The organism is Mycobacterium sp. NPDC050041 (assembly GCF_049541695.1).
GTDB lineage: Bacteria > Actinomycetota > Actinomycetes > Mycobacteriales > Mycobacteriaceae > Mycobacterium.
In genome coordinates this window covers 276958-296193 of sequence record NZ_JBMVDG010000005.1, presented here as the reverse complement: position 1 = coordinate 296193, position 19236 = coordinate 276958, and the positions used below count along the sequence as shown (strand labels likewise).

At 70.1% G+C, this 19236-nt stretch carries 23 protein-coding genes; 13 read left to right on the top strand and 10 right to left on the bottom strand.

Annotated elements, in window-relative coordinates:
• From hypD to ACPCHZ_RS18145, 4 genes are read left to right on the top strand one after another with little or no spacing between them, the layout of a single operon-like run.
• Complete coding sequence (gene hypD, locus ACPCHZ_RS18160; protein ID WP_423485991.1) at positions 1-1101, top strand: hydrogenase formation protein HypD; 1101 nt, start codon at positions 1-3, stop codon at positions 1099-1101.
• Complete coding sequence (gene hypE, locus ACPCHZ_RS18155; protein ID WP_423485990.1) at positions 1094-2173, top strand: hydrogenase expression/formation protein HypE; 1080 nt, start codon at positions 1094-1096, stop codon at positions 2171-2173. Before hypD ends, hypE begins: the two co-directional genes overlap by 8 nt.
• Positions 2173-2931: a DUF6390 family protein gene (locus ACPCHZ_RS18150; RefSeq protein ID WP_423485989.1), complete on the top strand. Its 759-nt coding sequence runs from the start codon at positions 2173-2175 to the stop codon at positions 2929-2931. Before hypE ends, ACPCHZ_RS18150 begins: the two co-directional genes overlap by 1 nt.
• On the top strand, positions 2928-3257 hold the full coding sequence (locus tag ACPCHZ_RS18145) for a hypothetical protein (protein WP_423485988.1): 330 nt from the start codon (positions 2928-2930) through the stop codon (positions 3255-3257). The genes ACPCHZ_RS18150 and ACPCHZ_RS18145 overlap by 4 nt, the downstream gene beginning before the upstream one ends.
• 9 nt (positions 3258-3266) lie before the next feature.
• On the opposite strand, the gene ACPCHZ_RS18140 is transcribed toward ACPCHZ_RS18145, so the two are convergent.
• Both ACPCHZ_RS18140 and ACPCHZ_RS18135 read right to left on the bottom strand, forming a co-directional pair.
• Positions 3267-3461, bottom strand: coding sequence for a DUF3046 domain-containing protein (locus ACPCHZ_RS18140; RefSeq protein WP_423485987.1), 195 nt, complete (start codon positions 3459-3461; stop codon positions 3267-3269).
• A gap of 9 nt (positions 3462-3470) precedes the next feature.
• Positions 3471-4643, bottom strand: coding sequence for a glycosyltransferase (locus ACPCHZ_RS18135; protein WP_423485986.1), 1173 nt, complete (start codon positions 4641-4643; stop codon positions 3471-3473).
• A 39-nt stretch (positions 4644-4682) separates the two neighbouring features.
• On the opposite strand from ACPCHZ_RS18135, the gene ACPCHZ_RS18130 reads away from it, so the two are divergent.
• Both ACPCHZ_RS18130 and ACPCHZ_RS18125 read left to right on the top strand, forming a co-directional pair.
• Positions 4683-5120, top strand: coding sequence for a limonene-1,2-epoxide hydrolase family protein (locus ACPCHZ_RS18130; RefSeq protein WP_423485985.1), 438 nt, complete (start codon positions 4683-4685; stop codon positions 5118-5120).
• Between the two features lie 7 nt (positions 5121-5127).
• Positions 5128-5544 carry a DUF5313 domain-containing protein gene (locus ACPCHZ_RS18125; protein WP_364979064.1) on the top strand — a complete coding sequence of 139 codons (417 nt, stop codon included), beginning with the start codon at positions 5128-5130 and terminating at the stop codon, positions 5542-5544.
• A 4-nt stretch (positions 5545-5548) separates the two neighbouring features.
• Here the strand turns inward: ACPCHZ_RS18125 and pspM are convergent, their stop codons facing one another.
• From pspM to pgsA, 5 genes are all read right to left on the bottom strand, one after another.
• A complete protein-coding gene (pspM, locus tag ACPCHZ_RS18120) occupies positions 5549-6379 on the bottom strand; it encodes a phage shock envelope stress response protein PspM (RefSeq protein ID WP_423485984.1) in 831 nt (276 codons plus the stop codon).
• 19 nt (positions 6380-6398) lie between these two features.
• Complete coding sequence (gene pspA, locus ACPCHZ_RS18115; RefSeq protein WP_423485983.1) at positions 6399-7220, bottom strand: phage shock protein PspA; 822 nt, start codon at positions 7218-7220, stop codon at positions 6399-6401.
• Between the two features lie 170 nt (positions 7221-7390).
• Positions 7391-7723 carry a transcriptional regulator ClgR gene (gene clgR, locus ACPCHZ_RS18110; RefSeq protein ID WP_423485982.1) on the bottom strand — a complete coding sequence of 111 codons (333 nt, stop codon included), beginning with the start codon at positions 7721-7723 and terminating at the stop codon, positions 7391-7393.
• A 129-nt stretch (positions 7724-7852) separates the two neighbouring features.
• Complete coding sequence (locus tag ACPCHZ_RS18105; protein ID WP_423485981.1) at positions 7853-8341, bottom strand: CinA family protein; 489 nt, start codon at positions 8339-8341, stop codon at positions 7853-7855.
• Entirely contained in the window at positions 8319-8924 is a 606-nt protein-coding gene (gene pgsA / locus ACPCHZ_RS18100; RefSeq protein WP_364979050.1) for a CDP-diacylglycerol--glycerol-3-phosphate 3-phosphatidyltransferase, read from the bottom strand. The genes ACPCHZ_RS18105 and pgsA overlap by 23 nt, the downstream gene beginning before the upstream one ends.
• Before the next feature lie 81 nt (positions 8925-9005).
• Between pgsA and ACPCHZ_RS18095 the strand changes: the two genes are divergently transcribed.
• Both ACPCHZ_RS18095 and ACPCHZ_RS18090 read left to right on the top strand, forming a co-directional pair.
• A complete protein-coding gene (locus tag ACPCHZ_RS18095; RefSeq protein ID WP_408633234.1) occupies positions 9006-9488 on the top strand; it encodes an amino-acid N-acetyltransferase in 483 nt (160 codons plus the stop codon).
• Positions 9489-9490: 2 nt separating this feature from the next.
• Positions 9491-10489, top strand: a complete 999-nt coding sequence (locus tag ACPCHZ_RS18090) for a hypothetical protein (protein WP_423485980.1) — start codon at positions 9491-9493, stop codon at positions 10487-10489.
• Between the two features lie 4 nt (positions 10490-10493).
• Here the strand turns inward: ACPCHZ_RS18090 and ACPCHZ_RS18085 are convergent, their stop codons facing one another.
• Positions 10494-13019, bottom strand: a complete 2526-nt coding sequence (locus ACPCHZ_RS18085) for a DNA translocase FtsK (RefSeq protein WP_423485979.1) — start codon at positions 13017-13019, stop codon at positions 10494-10496.
• Between the two features lie 178 nt (positions 13020-13197).
• Here ACPCHZ_RS18085 and ACPCHZ_RS18080 point away from each other — a divergent pair, with 178 nt between their 5' ends.
• From ACPCHZ_RS18080 to ACPCHZ_RS18060, 5 genes are all read left to right on the top strand, one after another.
• A complete protein-coding gene (locus ACPCHZ_RS18080; protein WP_264013469.1) occupies positions 13198-13512 on the top strand; it encodes a putative quinol monooxygenase in 315 nt (104 codons plus the stop codon).
• Complete coding sequence (locus tag ACPCHZ_RS18075; RefSeq protein ID WP_423485978.1) at positions 13512-14339, top strand: mycofactocin-coupled SDR family oxidoreductase; 828 nt, start codon at positions 13512-13514, stop codon at positions 14337-14339. The genes ACPCHZ_RS18080 and ACPCHZ_RS18075 overlap by 1 nt, the downstream gene beginning before the upstream one ends.
• A 195-nt stretch (positions 14340-14534) precedes the next feature.
• On the top strand, positions 14535-15167 hold the full coding sequence (locus ACPCHZ_RS18070; RefSeq protein WP_423485977.1) for a TetR/AcrR family transcriptional regulator: 633 nt from the start codon (positions 14535-14537) through the stop codon (positions 15165-15167).
• 40 nt (positions 15168-15207) lie between these two features.
• Positions 15208-16269 carry an oxygenase MpaB family protein gene (locus ACPCHZ_RS18065; protein WP_423485976.1) on the top strand — a complete coding sequence of 354 codons (1062 nt, stop codon included), beginning with the start codon at positions 15208-15210 and terminating at the stop codon, positions 16267-16269.
• Between the two features lie 2 nt (positions 16270-16271).
• Entirely contained in the window at positions 16272-16637 is a 366-nt protein-coding gene (locus ACPCHZ_RS18060; protein ID WP_423485975.1) for a hypothetical protein, read from the top strand.
• On the opposite strand, the gene ACPCHZ_RS18055 is transcribed toward ACPCHZ_RS18060, so the two are convergent.
• Complete coding sequence (locus ACPCHZ_RS18055) at positions 16624-18303, bottom strand: ribonuclease J (protein WP_423485974.1); 1680 nt, start codon at positions 18301-18303, stop codon at positions 16624-16626. The two genes, ACPCHZ_RS18060 and ACPCHZ_RS18055, sit on opposite strands and share 14 nt — an antisense overlap.
• Before the next feature lie 22 nt (positions 18304-18325).
• On the bottom strand, positions 18326-19228 hold the full coding sequence (gene dapA / locus ACPCHZ_RS18050; RefSeq protein ID WP_423485973.1) for a 4-hydroxy-tetrahydrodipicolinate synthase: 903 nt from the start codon (positions 19226-19228) through the stop codon (positions 18326-18328).
• Positions 19229-19236: the final 8 nt, after the last annotated feature.

The window sequence follows — 19236 nt, the reverse complement described above, 5'->3', positions numbered from 1 at the left end:
GTGAAGTACCTGGACGAGTTCAGCGATCCACAACTGGCAGGCAAACTGATCGAGGAGATCAAGGCGGTCACCACCCGACGCTGGTCGATCATGGAAGTCTGCGGCGGGCAGACGCATTCGATCATCCGCCACGGCATCGACCAGCTGCTGCCCGACGAGATCGAGATGATCCACGGCCCCGGCTGCCCGGTGTGCGTCACCCCGCTGGAGATCATCGACAAGGCCATGGAGATCGCGTCCCGGCCCGGGGTGATCTTCTGCTCCTTCGGCGACATGCTCAGGGTGCCGGGCAGCGACAAGGACCTGTTCCGCGTCAAGAGCGAGGGCGGCGACGTGCGGGTGGTGTACTCGCCGCTGGACGCGCTGACGATCGCCCGCGACAACCCGGATCGGCAGGTGGTGTTCTTCGGCATCGGATTCGAGACGACGGCGCCCGCCAACGCGATGACCGTGTACCAGGCCAAGCGACTGGGCGTCGAGAACTTCTCGCTGCTGGTCTCGCACGTGTTGGTGCCGCCGGCGATCGCGGCGATCATGGAGTCCCCCACCTGCCGGGTGCAGGCGTTCCTGGCCGCGGGTCATGTGTGCAGCGTGATGGGCACCGAGGAATACCCCTCGCTGTGTGAGAAGTACGAGATCCCGATCGTGGTCACGGGATTCGAGCCACTGGACATCCTCGAAGGCATCCGGCGGACGGTGCTGCAGCTGGAGTCCGGGCGCCACGAGTTGGAGAACGCCTATCCACGCGCCGTGCGGGCCGAGGGTAACGCCGCGGCGCGGCGCATGCTCACCGACGTCTTCGAGGTGACCGACCGGGGTTGGCGCGGCATCGGGACGATCCCGGACAGCGGGTGGCAGCTCTCGCCCGGCTACCGCGACTACGATGCCGAACACCGCTTCGCCGTCACCGGGATCCACACCGCCGAATCCGCGGAGTGCCGGTCGGGCGAGGTGCTGCAGGGGCTGATCAAACCGCACGAGTGCGCGGCCTTCGGCACCCTGTGCACGCCGCGGAATCCGCTCGGCGCCACCATGGTGTCGTCCGAGGGCGCCTGCGCGGCGTACTACCTGTACCGGCGGCTCGAGGTGAGCCATGCCTGACAGGCCGGCCGTCGACACCCCGAGCATCGACATGGAGGAGTGGGTGTGTCCGGCCCCGTTGCGCGACGCACCCAACATCGTGATGGGCCACGGCGGCGGCGGGGCGATGTCGGCCGAACTGATCGAGCACCTCTTCCTGCCCGCGTTCGGCTCGGCCGCCGACGCCGGCATGGGTGATTCGGCCATCGTCGAGGTCGGCGACGTCCGGCTGGCCTTCTCCACCGACTCGTTCGTGGTCAAGCCGTTGGTCTTTCCCGGCGGCACGATTGGTGACCTGGCGGTCAACGGCACGGTCAACGACCTGGCGATGGCGGGCGCGACGCCGATGGTGCTGTCGACGGCGTTCATCCTCGAGGAGGGCACTGCGCTGGACGACATCGCCCGCGTCGCCCACGCGGTGGGAACGGCGGCGCTGGCCGCCGGGGTGAAGCTGGTCACCGGTGACACCAAGGTCGTCGACACCGGTCACGGCGACGGGATCTACGTCAACACCTCGGGGATCGGGCTCGTGGACCCGCGTGTCGACATCCGCCCGCAGCGCGCTACTTCCGGCGACGTCGTGATCGTCAGCGGTGAGATCGGTGTGCACGGGGTGGCGGTGATGAGCTGCCGGGAAGGCCTCGAATTCGCCACCTCGATCGCCAGTGACACCGCGCCGCTCAACGGTCTGGTGGCCGCGATGATCGGCACGGGCGCCGACCTGCACGCCTTGCGCGACCCGACGCGTGGCGGAATGTCGGCCACGCTCAACGAGATCGCCAAGGCCGCAGGCGTCGGCGTCACCCTGGACGAGACGGCACTGCCCATCCCGCCCGGCGTGCGGGACGCGTGCGGGCTGCTGGGCCTCGATCCGCTGTTCGTCGCCAACGAGGGCAAGCTGGTCGCATTCGTCGCGCCCGAGGACGCCGACCGGGTCCTGGCGGCGATGCGCGCCCACCCGCTGGGCGCGAAGGCGGCGGTGATCGGCCGGTGCGTCGCGGAGCACCCGGGCATGGTGGTCGCGCGCACCGCGCTCGGCGGTACCAGGGTGGTGGATCTGCCGATCGGCGAACAACTTCCGCGGATCTGCTGATGACCGGCGCCGTCGACCAGCAGATCGCGCCGGGACATGTGACGTTCGGCCGGTTCGCGTATCCGCCGAACGAACTCGGCTACTGCGGACCGGCAGGCGTCGCGGCACCCGATCTGGCCGCACACGCCCGCGAGTTCGACGGCGCCTGGCCCTACCTGACGGCGATCGCCGATGCCGCGGGCATCGCCGATCCGCTCGACGAGGAGGTGGTGACCGCCTACTGGATCGGCGGGCCGCTGCTCGGTGAGGTCGATCCGGGCGTCCTGCTCGCGGGCCTGCGCCATGCCTTCCGCGGACAGGTCAGCGGGCTGCTCACGGCGCTGGGCGACAACGCGGAGGTGCTGGCGCACCACAGCCTGCACGTGTTCGCGGTGTACCCGTGGGTGCGATTCCTCGACCGCGACGCCGCGACACCGGTACGGGTGATGGAGAGCTGCCGCATCCGGTGGGGCACGGTCGAATCGGTGACCGGCACGGACGCGGTCATCACGTCGGCACCGCTGACGTTCGCGGCCGGGCGGCTGCGACTCGGCGATCCACGGGCCGAGCGGGTGCGGTGGCATCGGGACGGCACCTCCCTGACCGTCGCACCGGTGCCCGGCGACACGGTGGCCGCGCACTGGGACTGGATCTGCGGAACGCTGACCGCTGACCAGACCGCGGCCCTCGACGCGGCGACGCGCTCCACCCTCGACGTCGTCAACACCACAAGAAGTTCCCTGCCGCGTTCATGCGGCGATCGTGAGGAGATGTCATGAACACACCGGGAAGCCACCTGACCCCCGAACCCCAGGAGGAGCGCGGCGCGCCCGGCTCCCGAGACACCGGATCGGACCAGCCGTCGGGCGGTCCGGCGGACCGGCCGTCGGGCAAGCTGGAGGGCGACGAATCCGTGCCCGCCCACGACGAGGCGGGTGAGCCGCAGCAGACCGGCGGCGCCAAGACCGAGGCGCCGCCCTCCGACGCCGAGCCGGCGGTGCCGCCGTACGAGGGGCGACAGAGCGAGGCGAAGCCGGAGGGCGGCGGCGGTGACAGTCCGGAACGGACCGGCGGCGCCGTCAAGCCGGTCACCGAAGCGCAGTAGACAGTCCCGTCACCACTGATCGCGCGGGACTTCGAAGTCCGCGCACAGCGCCCGCCACACGTCGCGGGGTTCGGTGCCGTCCTCGATGGCCTGCGCCGCAGTCCGCCCGCCGAGCGCCGTCAGCACGTGGTCGACGAGCAGCGACTGCCCGCGGACGGAGCCGAACTGTCCCACGACCAGTTCTCGGAACTCCGTCAGGCGCACGCGACCAATTTACGCCCGGGCGGCGAGCGCCTCGTGGCACACCCGTACCGGATCAGCGACGGCGGTGACCGACGAGCCCGCCGCGCGGGCGGCCGCCGAATAGCGCGGCGACGACAGCACCTGCCGGACCGCGGTCGTCAGCCGATCGGCGTCCAGTGGCCGCACCAGCTCCGCACTGCCCTGGCGCACAACGCGATTGGCGATCTCCCACTGATCACCACCACCGGGCACCACCACCATCGGGACCCCGGCCAGCAGCGTCTTGGACACCATCCCGTGCCCGCCGCCACAGATCGCCAGGTCGGCGTGCCGCAGCAGCTCGTCCTGGCGGCCCAGCCCGACCACCGCCCACGGCGGCACCTCGCCGTCCGGTCCGGCCAGCCGCGACACCACCACCCGCGACCCGTCGGGCAGCACGTCGCCCGGCGTCAGGTGCGCCAGCGCCAGCTCGGCAAGGCCCTGGGTGCCGGTCGTCGCCGTCGAGGGCGCCACCACCACCAGCGGTCCGGTCCCTGCCGGGACGTCGAGCACCCGATCGGTCGGCTCGAAGTGCAACGGCCCCACCACGACGGCTTCCTGCGGCCAGTCCGGCCGCGGCACCTCGAGCGCGGGCAACGTCGCGATCAGCCGGCGCAGCGGACCGGGATCGTCGGCGGGCAACCCGATGTCGACCCGCACCGCCGACCGCTGCTGCAAACCCACTCGCCACGACCGGGCGGTCAGCGCGCGCATCACCGTATCGCGCAGCCGCCCGCGGACCCCGACTCCCGGCGCCAAGCCGCTGCCCAGCGGCGGCAGACCCTTCGACGGCCGGTAGAGCGGATGCGGATTGAGCTCGATCCACGGCAGGCCGAGCAGTTCGGCGGCCAGTCCCCCGCACGCCGTGATCACGTCGGAGACGATCAGGTCGGGCGACAGGTCCCGCAGCCGCGGCACGTTGATGACCGCCATCCGCGCCGCCCGCTGGTGGATCTTCGCGCCGGCGTCGGTGTCGTCGTCGACGTCGATGGGGTCCAGGCCGGCCAGTTCCACCGCCTCGACGCCGGCCGCCCTGGCGGTCCCCAGCCATTCGACGCCGGTGAGCAGCACCGGGCTGTCGCCCGCCGCGGCGAATCGCAGACACAGAGCCAGCGCGGGAAAGGCGTGCCCGGGGTCCGGTCCGGCAACCACGGCGACGCGCACCGCCCCACCCTGCCACAGCCGGTGACTAGGCTGACCACCATGACGCAGACCACACCGGCGCTGGACAGCACCGCCAATGCACGCACGGTCGAGACGTTCCTGTACGCCCTGCAGGACGAGGACTTCGACGCCGCCGAGGCGGCACTTGCCGAGGGCATCGTGTGGCAGAACGTGGGCTACCCGACCATCCGCGGCCGCGACCGCATCGTCAGCCTGTTCCGCCGCGGCCAGGGACGGATGCGCTTCGAGGTCAAGATCCACCGCAACGTCGCCGAGGGTGACACGGTGCTCAACGAGCGGACCGACGTGCTGGTGTTCGGCCCGGTGCGTGTGCAGTTCTGGGTGTGCGGGGTGTTCGAGGTGCACGCCGGGCAGATCACGCTGTGGCGGGACTACTTCGACAACGTGACCTTCTTCAAGGGTGTGGCGCGGGGTCTGCTGGGCGCCGTGATCCCGGCGCTGCGTCCGACGCTGTAGGACCCCGATGGGCAATCCCGCCACCGGTCCCCGGCCCAGCCTGCTGCAGTACATCCCGTACTGCTACGGGCGGCGACTGCCCGATTCCATGCGGATGTGGGTGGCCGAGGACCTGGCGGGTGAGGGCGCTGCCCGGCGGATGATGTTCCGGGTGTTCCTGCCGGCGCTGGTGGTCCTTGCGCCGTTCTGGCTCATCCCGACGACGCTCGACGTGCACCTGAGCATGACGCTGCCGATCCTCATCCCGTTCGTGTACTTCTCCCACGCGCTGAACAAGGTGTGGCGCAGGCACATGTTGCGCAAGCACGGGCTGGATCCCGGCCTGGTCGACGTGATCGCCCGCCGCAAGAAGGCGCACGTACACCAGGCCTACATCGACAAGTACGGGCCGCGGACCGGGCCGCATTCGAGCCACGACATCTAGCGGCTCAGGCCCGGCGCAGCCGCCCCAGCTCGTCGAATGCCTGCGCCCAGCCGTTGAGTCGATCGGTCGCGTTCACCAGCTCGTCGCGCTGACGCCGGGCCGACAATGGCGAACTCGACATCGGACCGCTGTTGGCGGCTGACACCAGTTGCGCAGCGGCCGTGACCATTTCGTGGTACTGGCGGACACCCTGATCCATCTGACCGGTGAAGGCGGTGATGGTGGGCGCCAGGTGGGCGCGGGCCTGCGGTGCGGAACCGAGTGCCCGTTCCATCGACACCACCTCGGCCGCGGTGGCCGCCATGGTCTCCGCCGAGTGCTCGGCCGCCGCCCGGAGTTCACGCAGCTCGTCGGCCGGCAGCATCCGCCCCCGCTCGAGCACCCCGAGCAGTGACAGCAGTCCCCGTTCGGCGTCGACCAGTGCGGCCATCGGCCTGCGGGCCGCGGAGGTCCAAGGCGGCAGCCGCCTGTTTCCGCGCGCCCGCTCCGGGGGCAGCGGCGTGGACCGCAGCCACCGGTAGCGCAGCAGGCACAGAGTCGCGAGGAAGGCGGCGCCCGCCGCGATGGGCGTCGGGATCAGCAGCGCCCAGGCCGGGGTGCTCCAGGACGCCAGCACGACGGTCACCAGCACCCAGAACACCGCCGAGACGACGAAGAACAGGCCAAGCCGCAGCGCCCAGCGGCGCTTGCGCAGCGCCTTGGCGCGGGGATCGGCGGCGGCGTGCAGCTTCTCGGCGAGCACGTCGGAGAACTCGGCAGCGGTGTCGATGCCACGCTGCACGCTCGAGCGCAGGACCGGGTTCCGACGCAACCTGGTTGTCGTCCGGGATGTCATGCGCTGATCCCTTCCAGAGCTATTGACTGAGCGGATTCTCGGGGGTGGCCTGGTTCGGGTTGGCCGCAGGGGTGGCGGGCGTGGCGCCTGCGGCCGGGCTGCCGCCGGCAGGAAGGGCGTCGCCGCGCATCGAGGCGCGGATCTGCTCCAGCCGGGAGTGCCCGGCCATCTGCACGCTGGCCTGCTGCACTTCCATCATCCGGCCCTGCACGGAGTTCTGCGCGAGCTCGGCCTCACCCATCGCGGTGGCGTAGCGGCGCTCGATCTTGTCGCGCACCTCGTCCAGGCTGGGCGTGTTGCCCGGTGCGGCCAGCTCGCTCATGGACCGCAGCGAGGTGCTGACCTGCTCCTGCATCTTGGCCTGCTCCAGCTGCGACAGCAGCTTGGTGCGCTCGGAGATCTTCTGCTGCAGCATCATCGCGTTCTGCTCGACGGCCTTCTTCGCCTGGCCGGCCGCCTGCAGCGCCTGATCGTGCAGCGTCTTGAGGTCCTCGACGCTCTGCTCACCGGTGACCAGCTGCGCGGCGAACGCCTCGGCGGCGTTGTTGTACTCGGTGGCCTTGGCGGCGTCACCGTTGGCGACGGCCTGATCGGCCAGCGTGAGCGCCTGACGGACGTTGACCTGCAGCTTCTCGATGTCGGCGAGCTGCCGGTTGAGCCGCATCTCCAGCTGGCGCTGGTTGCCGATCACCTGGGCGGCCTGCTGGGTCAGCGCCTGGTGCTGGCGCTGCGCGTCCTCGATCGCCTGCTGGATCTGCACCTTCGGATCGGCGTACTCGTCGACTTTCGAGTTGAAGAGCGCCATCAGGTACTTCCACGCCTTGACGAACGGATTGGCCATGAGTTCGCTTCCGCCTTAAGAGTCGTTGTTCGTGTCTTCGGTCCGGGTCGCCGTCGAGATCATCATCGCCGCGACGGAGAGCACCTAGTTCTCCTGTGCCAACTTATCGGTTCCACGCACGTCACCACACCCCCGCGGGAGTTTTGCGCGGTCCCGGGCCGGTCAGGGACTCAGGCGACCGCCATGGAGACGACCTGCGGGATGACCACCTTGGTGCTGACGTCGATGTTGGTCGCGCCGACCGGTGGACGGCTCGCGGCGGCGAGTTCCTGACCCGCCATCTCGTGGCCGGCGTCGGAGAGCACCCGCGACAGCGGCACGTCGAGCGCTCCGCAGATGGCGCCGAGCAGCTCACTGGAGGCCTCCTTGCGGCCGCGTTCCACCTCGGACAGGTAGCCCAGGCTGACCCGGGCGGAGTCCGACACCTCCCGCAGGGTGCGACCCTGTGATGTCCGGGCACGACGCAACACCTCACCGATCACCTCGCGCAGCAATGCCGCCATGTGCCCTCCTCTTTCGCCGGAAGCGTCCTCGTCCGTTTCGACGTCGTCGTTTCAGACGTCATGAATTAGAACGCCGCGGTTCGCCGGGCGGTTCCCGCATCGTCATGACCATTTGCCGCGAGCAAGCGATCACTGTGCTTCGACGATCTCCCGCAACCGGCCGATCGCCTCGTTGACCGCCGCCACCCTGATGTCCCACCGCGAGCCGGACAGGCTCAGCTGCACCACCTCGGTGTCCACCGGCCCGGCCAGGCCGAGGAAGACGGTGCCGACCGGATGGCCGCCGTGCGGTTCCGGGCCCGCCACACCCGTCAGGCCGACACCCCAGGTGGCCCCGCAGCGCTGGCGGGCCCCGACGGCCAGTGCCCTCGCCGTCGGCGCCGCCACCGGACCGACCGCCTCCAGCACCTGGGGCGGCACCCCGGCCAGTGCGATCTTGGTGTCCTCGACGTAGGTGACCAGTCCGCCGCGCAACACCACGCTCGCTCCCGGCACCCCGGCGAGCGTGGCCGCGAGCAGTCCGGCGGTCAGCGATTCGGCGGTCGCGATGCTCTGCCCGCGGACGGTGAGGTCGGCGACCAACGCGCGGGCGTCGTCAGTGAGCAGCGGGTCGTCCACGGGAATCCCTGATCGCCGACACGACGTAGTCCACACCGGTGAGCACCGTGAGCACGATCGCGGCCCACATGATCACCCATGCCGTGGTCAGCCACGGCCCGGGCCAGGCGTGCAGCGGCAGCACGAACAGCCCGATCGCCACACCCTGGACCAGGGTCTTGAGCTTCCCGCCCCGGCTGGCGGGGATCACGCCGTGACGCAGCACGGCGAAGCGCAGCACGGTGACGCCGATCTCACGGGCCAGGATCACCGCCGTCACCCACCACGGCAGGTCGCCGAGCATCGACAGCCCGACCAGCGCCGCGCCGATGAGCGCCTTGTCGGCGATGGGATCGGCCAGGGTGCCGAACTCGGTCACCATGCCGTAGCTGCGCGCCAGCGCGCCGTCGAACCGGTCGGTGATCACCGCGACGGTGAAAACGGCGAAAGCCGTTAGCCGCCAGACTGTCTCGTGACCGTCGCCGACGAACAGCGCGACCAGGAACACCGGGACGAGGGCCATCCGCACACCGGTGAGGACATTGGCGAGGTTCGCGACACGGGCGCGCGGCACCACCGGATCGGTATGGGGTTGGCCCGGCACCGCAACAGAATATCGGTAGCCGATGCGGATACTCTCGCAGCTGTGAGCGGAGCGGACGCCCAGCAGCCCGGCGGGGTCGTGGTGCGCCGTGCCCGGACCTCCGACGTGCCCGCCATCAAGGAGCTGGTCGACGTCTACGCGGGCCGCATCCTGCTCGAGAAGAATCTCGTGACGCTCTACGAGGCGGTCCAGGAGTTCTGGGTGGCCGAGGTGGACGGTGAGCTGCTCGGCTGCGGCGCCCTGCACGTGCTGTGGGCGGACCTCGGCGAGGTGCGCACGGTGGCGGTGCACCCCAAGGTGCGCGGACGCGGCGTGGGACATCTGGTGGTGGACCGATTGCTCGACGTCGCCCGCGAGCTCCGGCTGCAGCGCATCTTCGTGCTCACCTTCGAGGTGGAGTTCTTCAGCAGGCACGGCTTCGCCGAGATCGAGGGCACTCCGGTGACCGCGGAGGTCTACGAGGAGATGTGCCGCTCCTATGACACCGGCGTCGCGGAGTTCCTCGACCTGTCCTACGTGAAGCCGAACATCCTGGGCAACACGCGAATGCTGTTGACGCTCTGACGATGCGCCCGGTCCTCGCGACACCCGCGGTTCTGCTCGTCGTGTGCGCCGCGGGCTGTGTGACCAACCGTGAGGACGACGCGCAGGACCTCGACCGTCATGTCCGCGGGATGCCCGGGGTGGCCGACACCGAGGTGCGCTATCACAACGACTTCACCAACGGGGAGAACGTCGACCTGACGGTGACACTGCGTCCGGACATCACCGAACCGCAGGTCCGCCAGGTCGGCGGGTACTTCGTCGAGCACGCGACCGGCACCGGACTGGCCGAGGACTCCGCCGAACTCTCGCTGCGCCTGCCCGTCGTCCCACCGCCGCCGAAGAACTCCGGCATCCTCGAGTACTCGGAGGCGTCGTTCTCCTTCGGGCGTTCGACCACCATCAGCAATGCCGGTGCCGACGCCGTCGCCGACAGTGCCGCGGTGTGGCTGCGGACGGTTCGGTCGCCGGTGGCCGCCAGAGTCGCGTTGACGCAGCCCCGCTGGAACGGGTCGGGCGACAGCCGCGGCATCACCCTGACGCTGCGCCCGGACGTCACCTCGGCGCAGGCCCTCGCCGCCCAGGCCGCCGATCCGGCACTGGCCGACGCATCCTGGGGTATCTCGCTGCCGGCCGAGCCCTACCGGCATCCGCACACGTACTACTCGACGCCCCGGCCCCCGACCGACGCCGATCTGCAGACCTGGCGCGAGATCAGCACGATCGTGGGCGGTTCGGAGGAGGCGCGCGGAACCACGACGGTGCCTGCCGAGCGCGGCCGCCAGGCCGAGACCGAGGTCGAGATCGGCCTGCCGGACGGATACGGCAGCGGAGCCGACGCGCACCGGATCGCCTTCGCCGTAGCCGGGCTGCTGGCCCGCCTCGGCCGGCCGGTCGAGATGACGGCGCAGACCGGCGAGGGGGCCGCGGAACTGATCGTCGGCGGGTGTTACCGGCACGACGCCGACCACGTACCGCTGCCGCTCGAACGCGAGCTGTCCCAGCAGTACGAGACCTGCTGAGGGGTCAGTCCTCGCCGTCGCCGCCTGCCGCGTCACTGCCGCCGCGGATCAGGGCCAGCGTTCCGGCCAGCTCGTCGGGTTTGACCAGGACGTCGCGCGCCTTGGAACCCTCGCTGGGCCCGACGATGCCGCGGGTCTCCATCAGATCCATCAGCCGGCCGGCTTTGGCGAACCCGACCCGCAGCTTGCGCTGCAGCATCGAGGTCGAGCCGAACTGCGAGGACACCACCAGCTCCACGGCCTGCAGGAGGACGTCCATGTCGTCGCCGATGTCGGGGTCGACGTCCTTGCGCTCGCCGGCCTTCACCGCGGTGACACCCTCGGTGTACTCCGGTTCGGCCTGCTCCTTCGTCGCGGCGACGACGGCCTGGATCTCCTCGTCGGTGATGAACGCGCCCTGCAGCCGGATCGGCTTGTTGGCGCCCATCGGCAGGAACAGCCCGTCGCCCATGCCGATGAGCTTCTCGGCGCCCTGCTGGTCGAGGATCACCCGGCTGTCGGTCAGCGACGAGGTGGCGAAGGCCAGCCGGGACGGCACGTTGGTCTTGATCAGACCGGTGACGACGTCGACCGACGGCCGCTGGGTGGCGAGCACCAGGTGGATACCGGCCGCGCGGGCCTTCTGGGTGATCCGCACGATCGCGTCCTCGACGTCGCGCGGCGCGGTCATCATCAGGTCGGCCAGCTCGTCGACGATGGCCAGGATGTACGGGTACGGCTTGTAGACGCGCTCGCTGCCCAGCGGCGTGCTGATCTCCCCGGTGCGCACCTTCTCGTTGAAGACGTCGATGTGCCGCACCCGGGAGGCCTGCATGTCCTGGTAGCGCTGCTCCATCTCCTCGACCAGCCACGCCAGCGCCGCGGCGGCCTTCTTGGGCTCGGTGATGATCGGCGTGATGAGGTGCGGGATGCCCTCGTACGGGGTCAGCTCGACCATCTTCGGGTCGATCAGGATCATCCTGACCTCTTCGGGCGTGGCGCGCGCCAACAGCGACACCAACATCGAGTTGACGAAGCTCGACTTGCCCGACCCGGTGGAACCGGCCACCAGCAGGTGCGGCATCTTGGCGAGGTTCGCCGAGATCATCTCGCCCTCGATGTCCTTACCGAGGCCGATCACCAGCGGGTGGTGGTCGCGGCGGGTCTTCGGGTCGGTCAGCACGTCGGCGAGCCGGACCATCTCGCGGTCGGTGTTGGGCACCTCGATGCCCACCGCGGACTTGCCGGGGATTGGCGCCAGCATGCGGACGCTCTCGGTGGCCACCGCATAGGCGATGTTGCGGTGCAGCGCCGTGATCTTCTCGACCTTCACGCCGGGGCCGAGTTCCACCTCGTAGCGGGTGACGGTCGGTCCGCGGGTGCACCCGGTGACGGCCGCGTCGACCTTGAACTGGTCGAGCACCGAGCTGATCGAGTCGATCATCTGGTCGTTCGCCGAACTACGGCGCTTGGGCGGGTCACCGGCGATGAGCAGGTCGAGCGGCGGCAGCACGTAGGGACCCTCGACCACCCGGTCGAGCGTGAGCGTGTCGGTGTCGGGTTTGGCCGCCTTCCTGTCGGCGGCCGGCTTCTTGCGCTTCGCCTTGGCGGCGGCTGGTTCGGGCACCGTCGGCGCATCGCCGACGTCCTCCGGGTCGATGGGGTAGTTCTCCATCGGGGTGCCCGACGGTGACGGCCACGCCTGCGGCTCGTCGCCGAGGTAGCCGGCCGGGTCGTCGTAGTAGCCGTCGGAGAAGTCCTCGGCCCCGGCATCGCGCGGCTCGTCGTAGTCGTCGTCGTATTCGTCGTACTCGTCGTCGTGGAACTGCCGGGTCCCGAACATCTCGCGCACGGTGGCGGGCACCTCGCGGATCGTGGTGCCGGTGATCAGCAGCACCCCGAACAGCGCGCCGATGAAGAGCAGCGGCGCGGCGATCCAGGCGGTCAGTCCGTCGGACAGCGGCCCGCCGATCGCGAATCCGGTGAAGCCGCCGGCGTGCTGGCGGTCGGTCGGCGCCTGGGGCGAACCGGACCACAGGTGCCACAGCCCCAGGGCGGGCAGGGCGATCATCGTGGCGCCGAGGATCAGCCGCGGCCGGGCCTCCGGATCGGGTTCGCTGCGCATCAGTGTCACCGCGACCGCGACGAGCAGCACGGGCACCAGCACCACCGCGGAGCCGACCAGCGTCCGCAGGACGGTGTCGATCCATGCTCCGACCGGGCGGGCGGCGTCGAACCAGGAGCCCGCGGCGATCACCACGGCCACGCCGAGCAGCGCCAGGGCGATGCCGTCGCGGCGGTGGCCCGGCTCGATCTCGCGGGCCCGGCCGACCGAACGTGCCGTCGACCCGGCGCCCCGGGCGAGCATCAGCCATCCGGCGCGCGCGCCACGGCCCACGGCGGCCCCGGCGGTGGCCAGTGGCGAGGCGTGTCCGCGTGCGGCGGGCTTGCGGCGGGCGGGCGCCGGCTTCCGTGGTCGCGCCGTGCTCCGCGTACCCGCCTTTGACCTGCCGGAACGCGCTCCGGATTGGGCAACGGTCTTACTTGCCATGACGCTCAGCCTAGTCGCATGAACCCCACTATCACCATCTGCCACACGGGTCACAGATTGGTTGCAAAGACCCCGGTCTGCCTCACATCGCTGCCGGGCCCGCTGTTTAAGGTGGACACCTGTCCGGTCAACGCGCTGGACCGCCACCCGCCGCGCCGCCACGAGGAGTCATCTGCCCATGCCCGTCACCGTCGTCGCCACCATGCAGGTCAAGCCGGAATCCGTGGACACCGTGCGGGAGATCATGAAGCGCACCGTTGCCGAGGTTCATCAGGAGCCGGGCTGCGATCTGTACTCGCTGCACGAGACGAACGGCACCTTCATCTTCGTCGAGCAGTGGGCCGACGGAGACGCGCTGGCGGCGCACGGCCAGGCACCCGCGGTGACGCAGATGTTCGCCGAGGTCGGTGAGCACCTCGCGGGAGCCCCCGACATCAAGGTGGCGCAGGCCGTGGTGGCGGGCGACCCGGCCAAGGGCTCGCTGCGGCCCTGATGAGCGCCGACAAACCGCTCGCGGGCAGGGTCGCGTTCATCACCGGAGCCGCCCGCGGCCAGGGTCGTGCGCACGCCGTCCGGCTGGCGTCCGAGGGCGCCGACGTGATCGCCGTCGACATCTGTGACCAGATTGCGTCGGTCCCCTACCCGCTGGCGACCGCCGACGACCTGGCCGCCACGGTCAAGCTGGTCGAGGACACCGGCGCGCGGATCGTCGCGTCGCAGGCCGACGTCCGGGACCGTGCGGCGCTCAAGGCCGCGCTGACCGAGGGCGTCGAGGCGCTGGGCGGACGGCTCGACATCGTGGTGGCCAACGCCGGTATCGCGCCGATGGCCGGCGAGGACGCCTGGCAGGACGTCATCGACGTCAACCTGACCGGCGTCTTCCACACCGTGGAGCTCGCGGCGCGCCCGATGGTCAAGGCGGGCAACGGCGGGGCGATGGTGCTGACCAGCTCCGTGGCGGGCCTGGTCGGTCTGGCCTCGCCGATGGCGGGCTCCGTCGGTTATGCCGCCGCCAAGCACGGCATCGTGGGCATCATGCGTGTCTACGCCAATCTGCTTGCCTCACACAGCATCCGGGTCAATTCAGTGCACCCGGCCGGCGTCGACACGCCGATGATCGACAACGAGTTCACCCGCAGCTGGCTCGAGGGTCTGGCCCAGGAGAGCAAGGGCGGCCCCGACATGGGCAATGCCCTGCCGGTGCAGACGCTGCAGGCCGAGGACATCGCCGCGGCGGTGGCCTGGCTGGTGTCCGACGAGGCGCGCTACATCACCGGCGTCACGCTGCCGGTCGACGCGGGGTTCGTCAACAAACGTTGACGCGCCGCAGATGAGTGCACTCTCATCTCGGTCTCACCGGCGGCCCGTCTGCCGCGAATTCTCGGTGTTCCCGAAATCTGTTCCCGCAGCACAGCGGCCATCCCGACCGACGTGAACCTTCACTGGTGAAGGATTTTCCTACATCAGTGCAGAAATTTCCTTCACACATGTAGCTTCCGCTGGTACGTTGCGTTCATGGCCACCGCCGTGAAGACGCGTCGACGCAGCCGGGCTGCGCACCTGGGCCCGGAGCGCCGCCGGCCGCAGGTTCTCGACGCCGCCCTGGCCATCACCTTCGAGCAGGGCGTCAGCGAGGTCACCATCGGCGCTGTCGCGCAACGCCTCAACGTCACCCGCCCGGTGGTCTACGCCTGCTTCGCCGACCGGATCCAGATCATCTCGGCACTGCTGGAGCGCGAGACCGCCGTTCTGCGCGACGCACTGGTCGAGGCGCTGCACTCCGCGCGCGGCGACACCCCTGAGGCCGCGTTCACCACCGGCTTCCAGTCGCTGCTGCGGGTCGTTCAGGCACGGCCGCAATCGTGGCGCTTCGTCTTCTTCGCCACCCCGGACCCGGCCGTGGCGAGCCGGTTCGCCCGCGTGCGCGCCCAACTCGGCGATGCGACGTCGGCCTGGCTGGCGCCGGTGCTGGAGAAATGGTGGTCGATGGCCGACGCCGAGGCCAAACTGCCCGTCCTGGTCGAGCTGCTGATGTCCTCCTCCGAGGCAGCCGTCCGGTCACTCCTCGATGACGCAAACCCCTGGACTGCAGACGATCTCGGCGAGCTCTACGGCCGGATGATGTGCCAGGCCTTCGCCGCCGCATAGCACTTTTCGGCAGCTCCACCCACCACTGAAGGGAAGTCGCATGTCCACAACGAGTCTCGAGCGCGTGACCGCTCACGAGGACTACGGGTTCTTCGGGCCTGACTCGGTGACCTGGAAGGTGTGGGGGTATCCGACATCGCTCACGGTCGGTTTCCAGCGCGCCGTGGTGGTCGAGGAACTGGACCCGAACCTCGTCGCCGCGGTCGACACGACGCACGACATCTACAAGCGCCCGCGCACCCGCTACGACCGCACGCTGCATTATTTCGCGCTGGTGGCCTTCGGCGGAACCCGCGAAACCGCCACCGCCTCGGACGTTCTGGTGAAGATCCACTCGAAGGCGATCGGCACCGAACCCTACGGCGGCGGGCGGTACGACGCGAACGATCCCGCCTCGCAGCTGTGGATCCACCTGACCGCGTGGCACTCGATCCTCTACGCCTACGAGAAGTACGGTCCCGGCCCGTTGTCTGCCGATGAAGAAGCGCGCTACTGGGAGGAGTGCGCGGTCGCCGCCGAACTGCAGACCTGCTTACCCGAGGACGTGCCACGCACCCGCGACGGGGTGCGGCACTATTTCGAGGAGATGCGGCCGCAACTGGAGGGCAGCGAGATCGCCGTACAGGCGATGAACCACCTGCTCGACGCCAAGGTGATGCTGCCGCCGATGCCCAAGGCCGCGCGCCCGGTGGCGCGGGTGGCCGCCGAGGTGTTGCGGGCCGGCACCATTGCCACTATGCCGCGGTGGATGCGCGAGATGAGCGGCATCCGTCAGCCCAGGATCGTCGACGTCGCGGTCCGGCCCGTGCTGTGGACGGCCTTCCGGGCGATGACCGTGAGCCCGCGCGCGGAACTCGCCATGCTCAAGGTGCTCTCGCCGATGACACATCCCGTCGTGGCGCCCGTCAAACTCGGTGTGCCCCCGGCCCGCCGGGAGACGCTCACGCCCGCTGAGGCGCGGACGCGCTACGGCTTCGAACCACCCGCCGTCGCGCACCGCGAATTGCGGGACCGTCAGGCCAAGCGCGTGTTCGGGCAGCACATCGCGCCCAGCGACGAAGGCCTCATCGAGTCCGAGCCCATCCTGGGTTCCCTGGCCTGAGCATGCGACTGGTCAGGGCGATGCGCGACCGGGTCACACTGGCGCTGGTCGCAGCGGCGATGATCGGCGTGGGATTCCTGGGGCTGTACTGGTCGACGTCGCTCGACGACTTCGACCAGTGGGGATTCCGCATCACGTGCGGTAGCGGCTTCGCCGCCGACTACAGCCAGGCCGCTACCGCGGACGCCGAAGCGGCAGCAGCGGAAACCCCACCCGCACAGACGGATTACGTCGGACGATGCCGTTCGGCGATCTGGCTCCGGCGCGGCTGGACCGCGTCGCTGATGTCGATCGGCGTCGCCCTGTCCATCGCGCTGCTGCTCAACAGCAGGGAACGCGTCGACGCCGCGACCCTCAGATCTCGATGACCGTCGGAACGATCATCGGCTGACGGCGGTAGGTCTCCCCCACCCACTTGCCGACGGTGCGGCGCACCGCCTGGGCGATGCGCCCGGGGTCGGTCACCGTGTCGGCAGCCAGCGACTCCAACTCGGCCTCCACCTTGCGCGCGATCGGTTCGAGCGCCTTGGGATCTTCGGAGAAGCCGCGGGAGAGCAGGTGCGCCGGACCGGCGGGGCGGCCGGTGCCGCGGTGCAACACCACGGTCACCGCGATGAAACCCGATGACAGGATGAGCCGTTCGCCGAGCGTGGCGTCGCCGACGTCCCCGGTGATCAACCCGTCGACGAACATCTTGCCGACCGGGACCGCTCCGGCGATGCTCGCCTTGCCTGCCACCAGGTCGACGCTGACGCCGTTCTCGGCGATCACCACGTTGTCCTCCGGCACGCCGCTCGTCGTCGCCAGCTTCGCGTTGGCCCGCAGGTGCCGCCAGGTGCCGTGCACCGGCATCACGTTGCGCGGTCGCACGCCGTTGTAGAGGAACATGAGCTCGCCGGCGTAGGCGTGACCCGTGACGTGCACGCGCGCCTGGGCATTGGTGACCACCCGGGCGCCGATCTTCGCCAGCGCGTCGATGACGCCGTAGACGGCTTCCTCGTTGCCGGGGATGAGCGACGACGACAGGATGATCAGGTCACCGTCGGTGAGGGTGATGCTGCGATGCTCGCCGCGTGACATCCGGGACAGCGCGGCCATCGGCTCGCCCTGGGTACCGGTGGTGATCAGCACCACCCGGTCGGGCGGCATCATCTCGGCCGCGCCGATGTCGAGCACGTCATCGGTGCCGACGTTCAGGTATCCGAGTTCCCGCGCGATGCCCATGTTGCGCACCATCGACCGGCCGACGAACGACACCCGTCGGCCCAGGGCCACCGCGGCGTCGATGATCTGCTGCACGCGGTCGACGTTCGAGGCGAAGCACGCGACGATCACCCGGCCCTCGGCGCCGCGGATCAGCCGGTGCATCGTGGGGCCGATCTCGCTCTCCGACGGGCTGACGCCGGGGTGTTCGGCATTGGTCGAATCGCACAGGAACAGGTCGACACCGGCGTCGCCCAGCCGCGACATACCGGGCAGGTCGGTCGGCACGCCGTCGAGCGGCATCTGGTCCAGCTTGATGTCACCGGTGTGCAGGACGGTTCCGGCGCCGGTGTGCAGCGCCACCGCCAGGCACCCGGGGATGGAGTGGTTGACGGTGAAGTACTGGCATTCGAAGACGCCGTGGGTGCTGCGCCCGCCCGCCTGGACCTCCACGAACTTCGGCTTGAGGCGGTGTTCGCGGCACTTCTCCGCCACCAGCGCCAGCGTGAACTTCGAACCCACCACCGGGATGTCCGGACGCAGCTTGAGCAGGAACGGGATGGCCCCGATGTGATCCTCGTGCGCGTGGGTGAGCACCAGGGCCTCGACGTCGTCGAGCCGTCCCTCGACGTGCCGCAGGTCCGGCAGGATGAGGTCGACGCCGGGCTCGTCGTGGGTGGGGAACAGCACCCCGCAGTCGATGATCAGCAGTCGGCCGAGGTGCTCGAAGACCGTCATGTTGCGGCCGATCTCGCTGATGCCGCCGAGTGCGGTGACCCGCAGGCCACCCGGTGCCAGTGGACGCGGTGGTGTCAGCTCGGGAGTCTCCATCACCGTGCCGTCCGGGCGGTGGTCATCTCAGTACCGCCGCAGCGCGCATGTCCCGGGCCAGTTCCTCGACCTCGGCGGGGGTCGCCGCGAGCTGCGGCAGCCGCGGATCGCCGGTCTCGAAACCCTGCAGGCGCAGCCCCTCCTTGGCCATCGTCACACCGCCGAGGCGGGCCTGCGCGTCGGCCAGCGGCGCCAGAGTGCCGTTGATCTTGCGTGCGGTCGCGACGTCGCCGGAGTGGAACGCGGACAGCATGTCGCGGATCTGCCCGGCGGCCAGGTGCCCCCAGACGCTGACGACCCCGACGGCGCCCACGGCCAGCCACGGCAGGTTCAGCGCATCGTCGCCCGAGTAGTACGCCAGCCCGGTCTCGGCGATGATCCGTCCGCCGCCGTGCAGGTCGGCCTTGGCGTCCTTGATCGCGACGATGTTCGGGTGTTCGGCCAGGGTGCGCATGGTCGGCCATTCGATGGGGATCACCGAGCGCGGCGGGATGTCGTAGAGGATCAGCGGCAGCGGGGTCGCGTCGGCGATCGCGGTGAAGTGCGCGAGCAGGCCGGACTGCGAGGGCCGCGAGTAGTACGGCGTCACCACCAGCAGCCCGTGGGCGCCCTCCGCGTGGCAGGCCCTGGCCAGGTTCATGCTGTGGGCGGTGTCGTAGGTGCCCGCGCCGGCGATCACCCGGGCCCGGTCTCCGACGGCCTCGAGCACGGCGCTCAGCAGCGTGAGCTTCTCGCCGTCGGTGGTGGTCGGCGACTCGCCGGTGGTCCCGGAGAGCACCAGCCCGTCGCAGCCCGAGTCGACCAGGTGGGTGGCCAACCGGGCGGCGGTGGCGGTGTCCAGGGAGCCGTCCGGCTTGAACGGGGTGACCATCGCGGTCAGCACGGTGCCCAGTCGGGCCGTCACGTCGAATCCGCCGGTGCTCACGGACACCA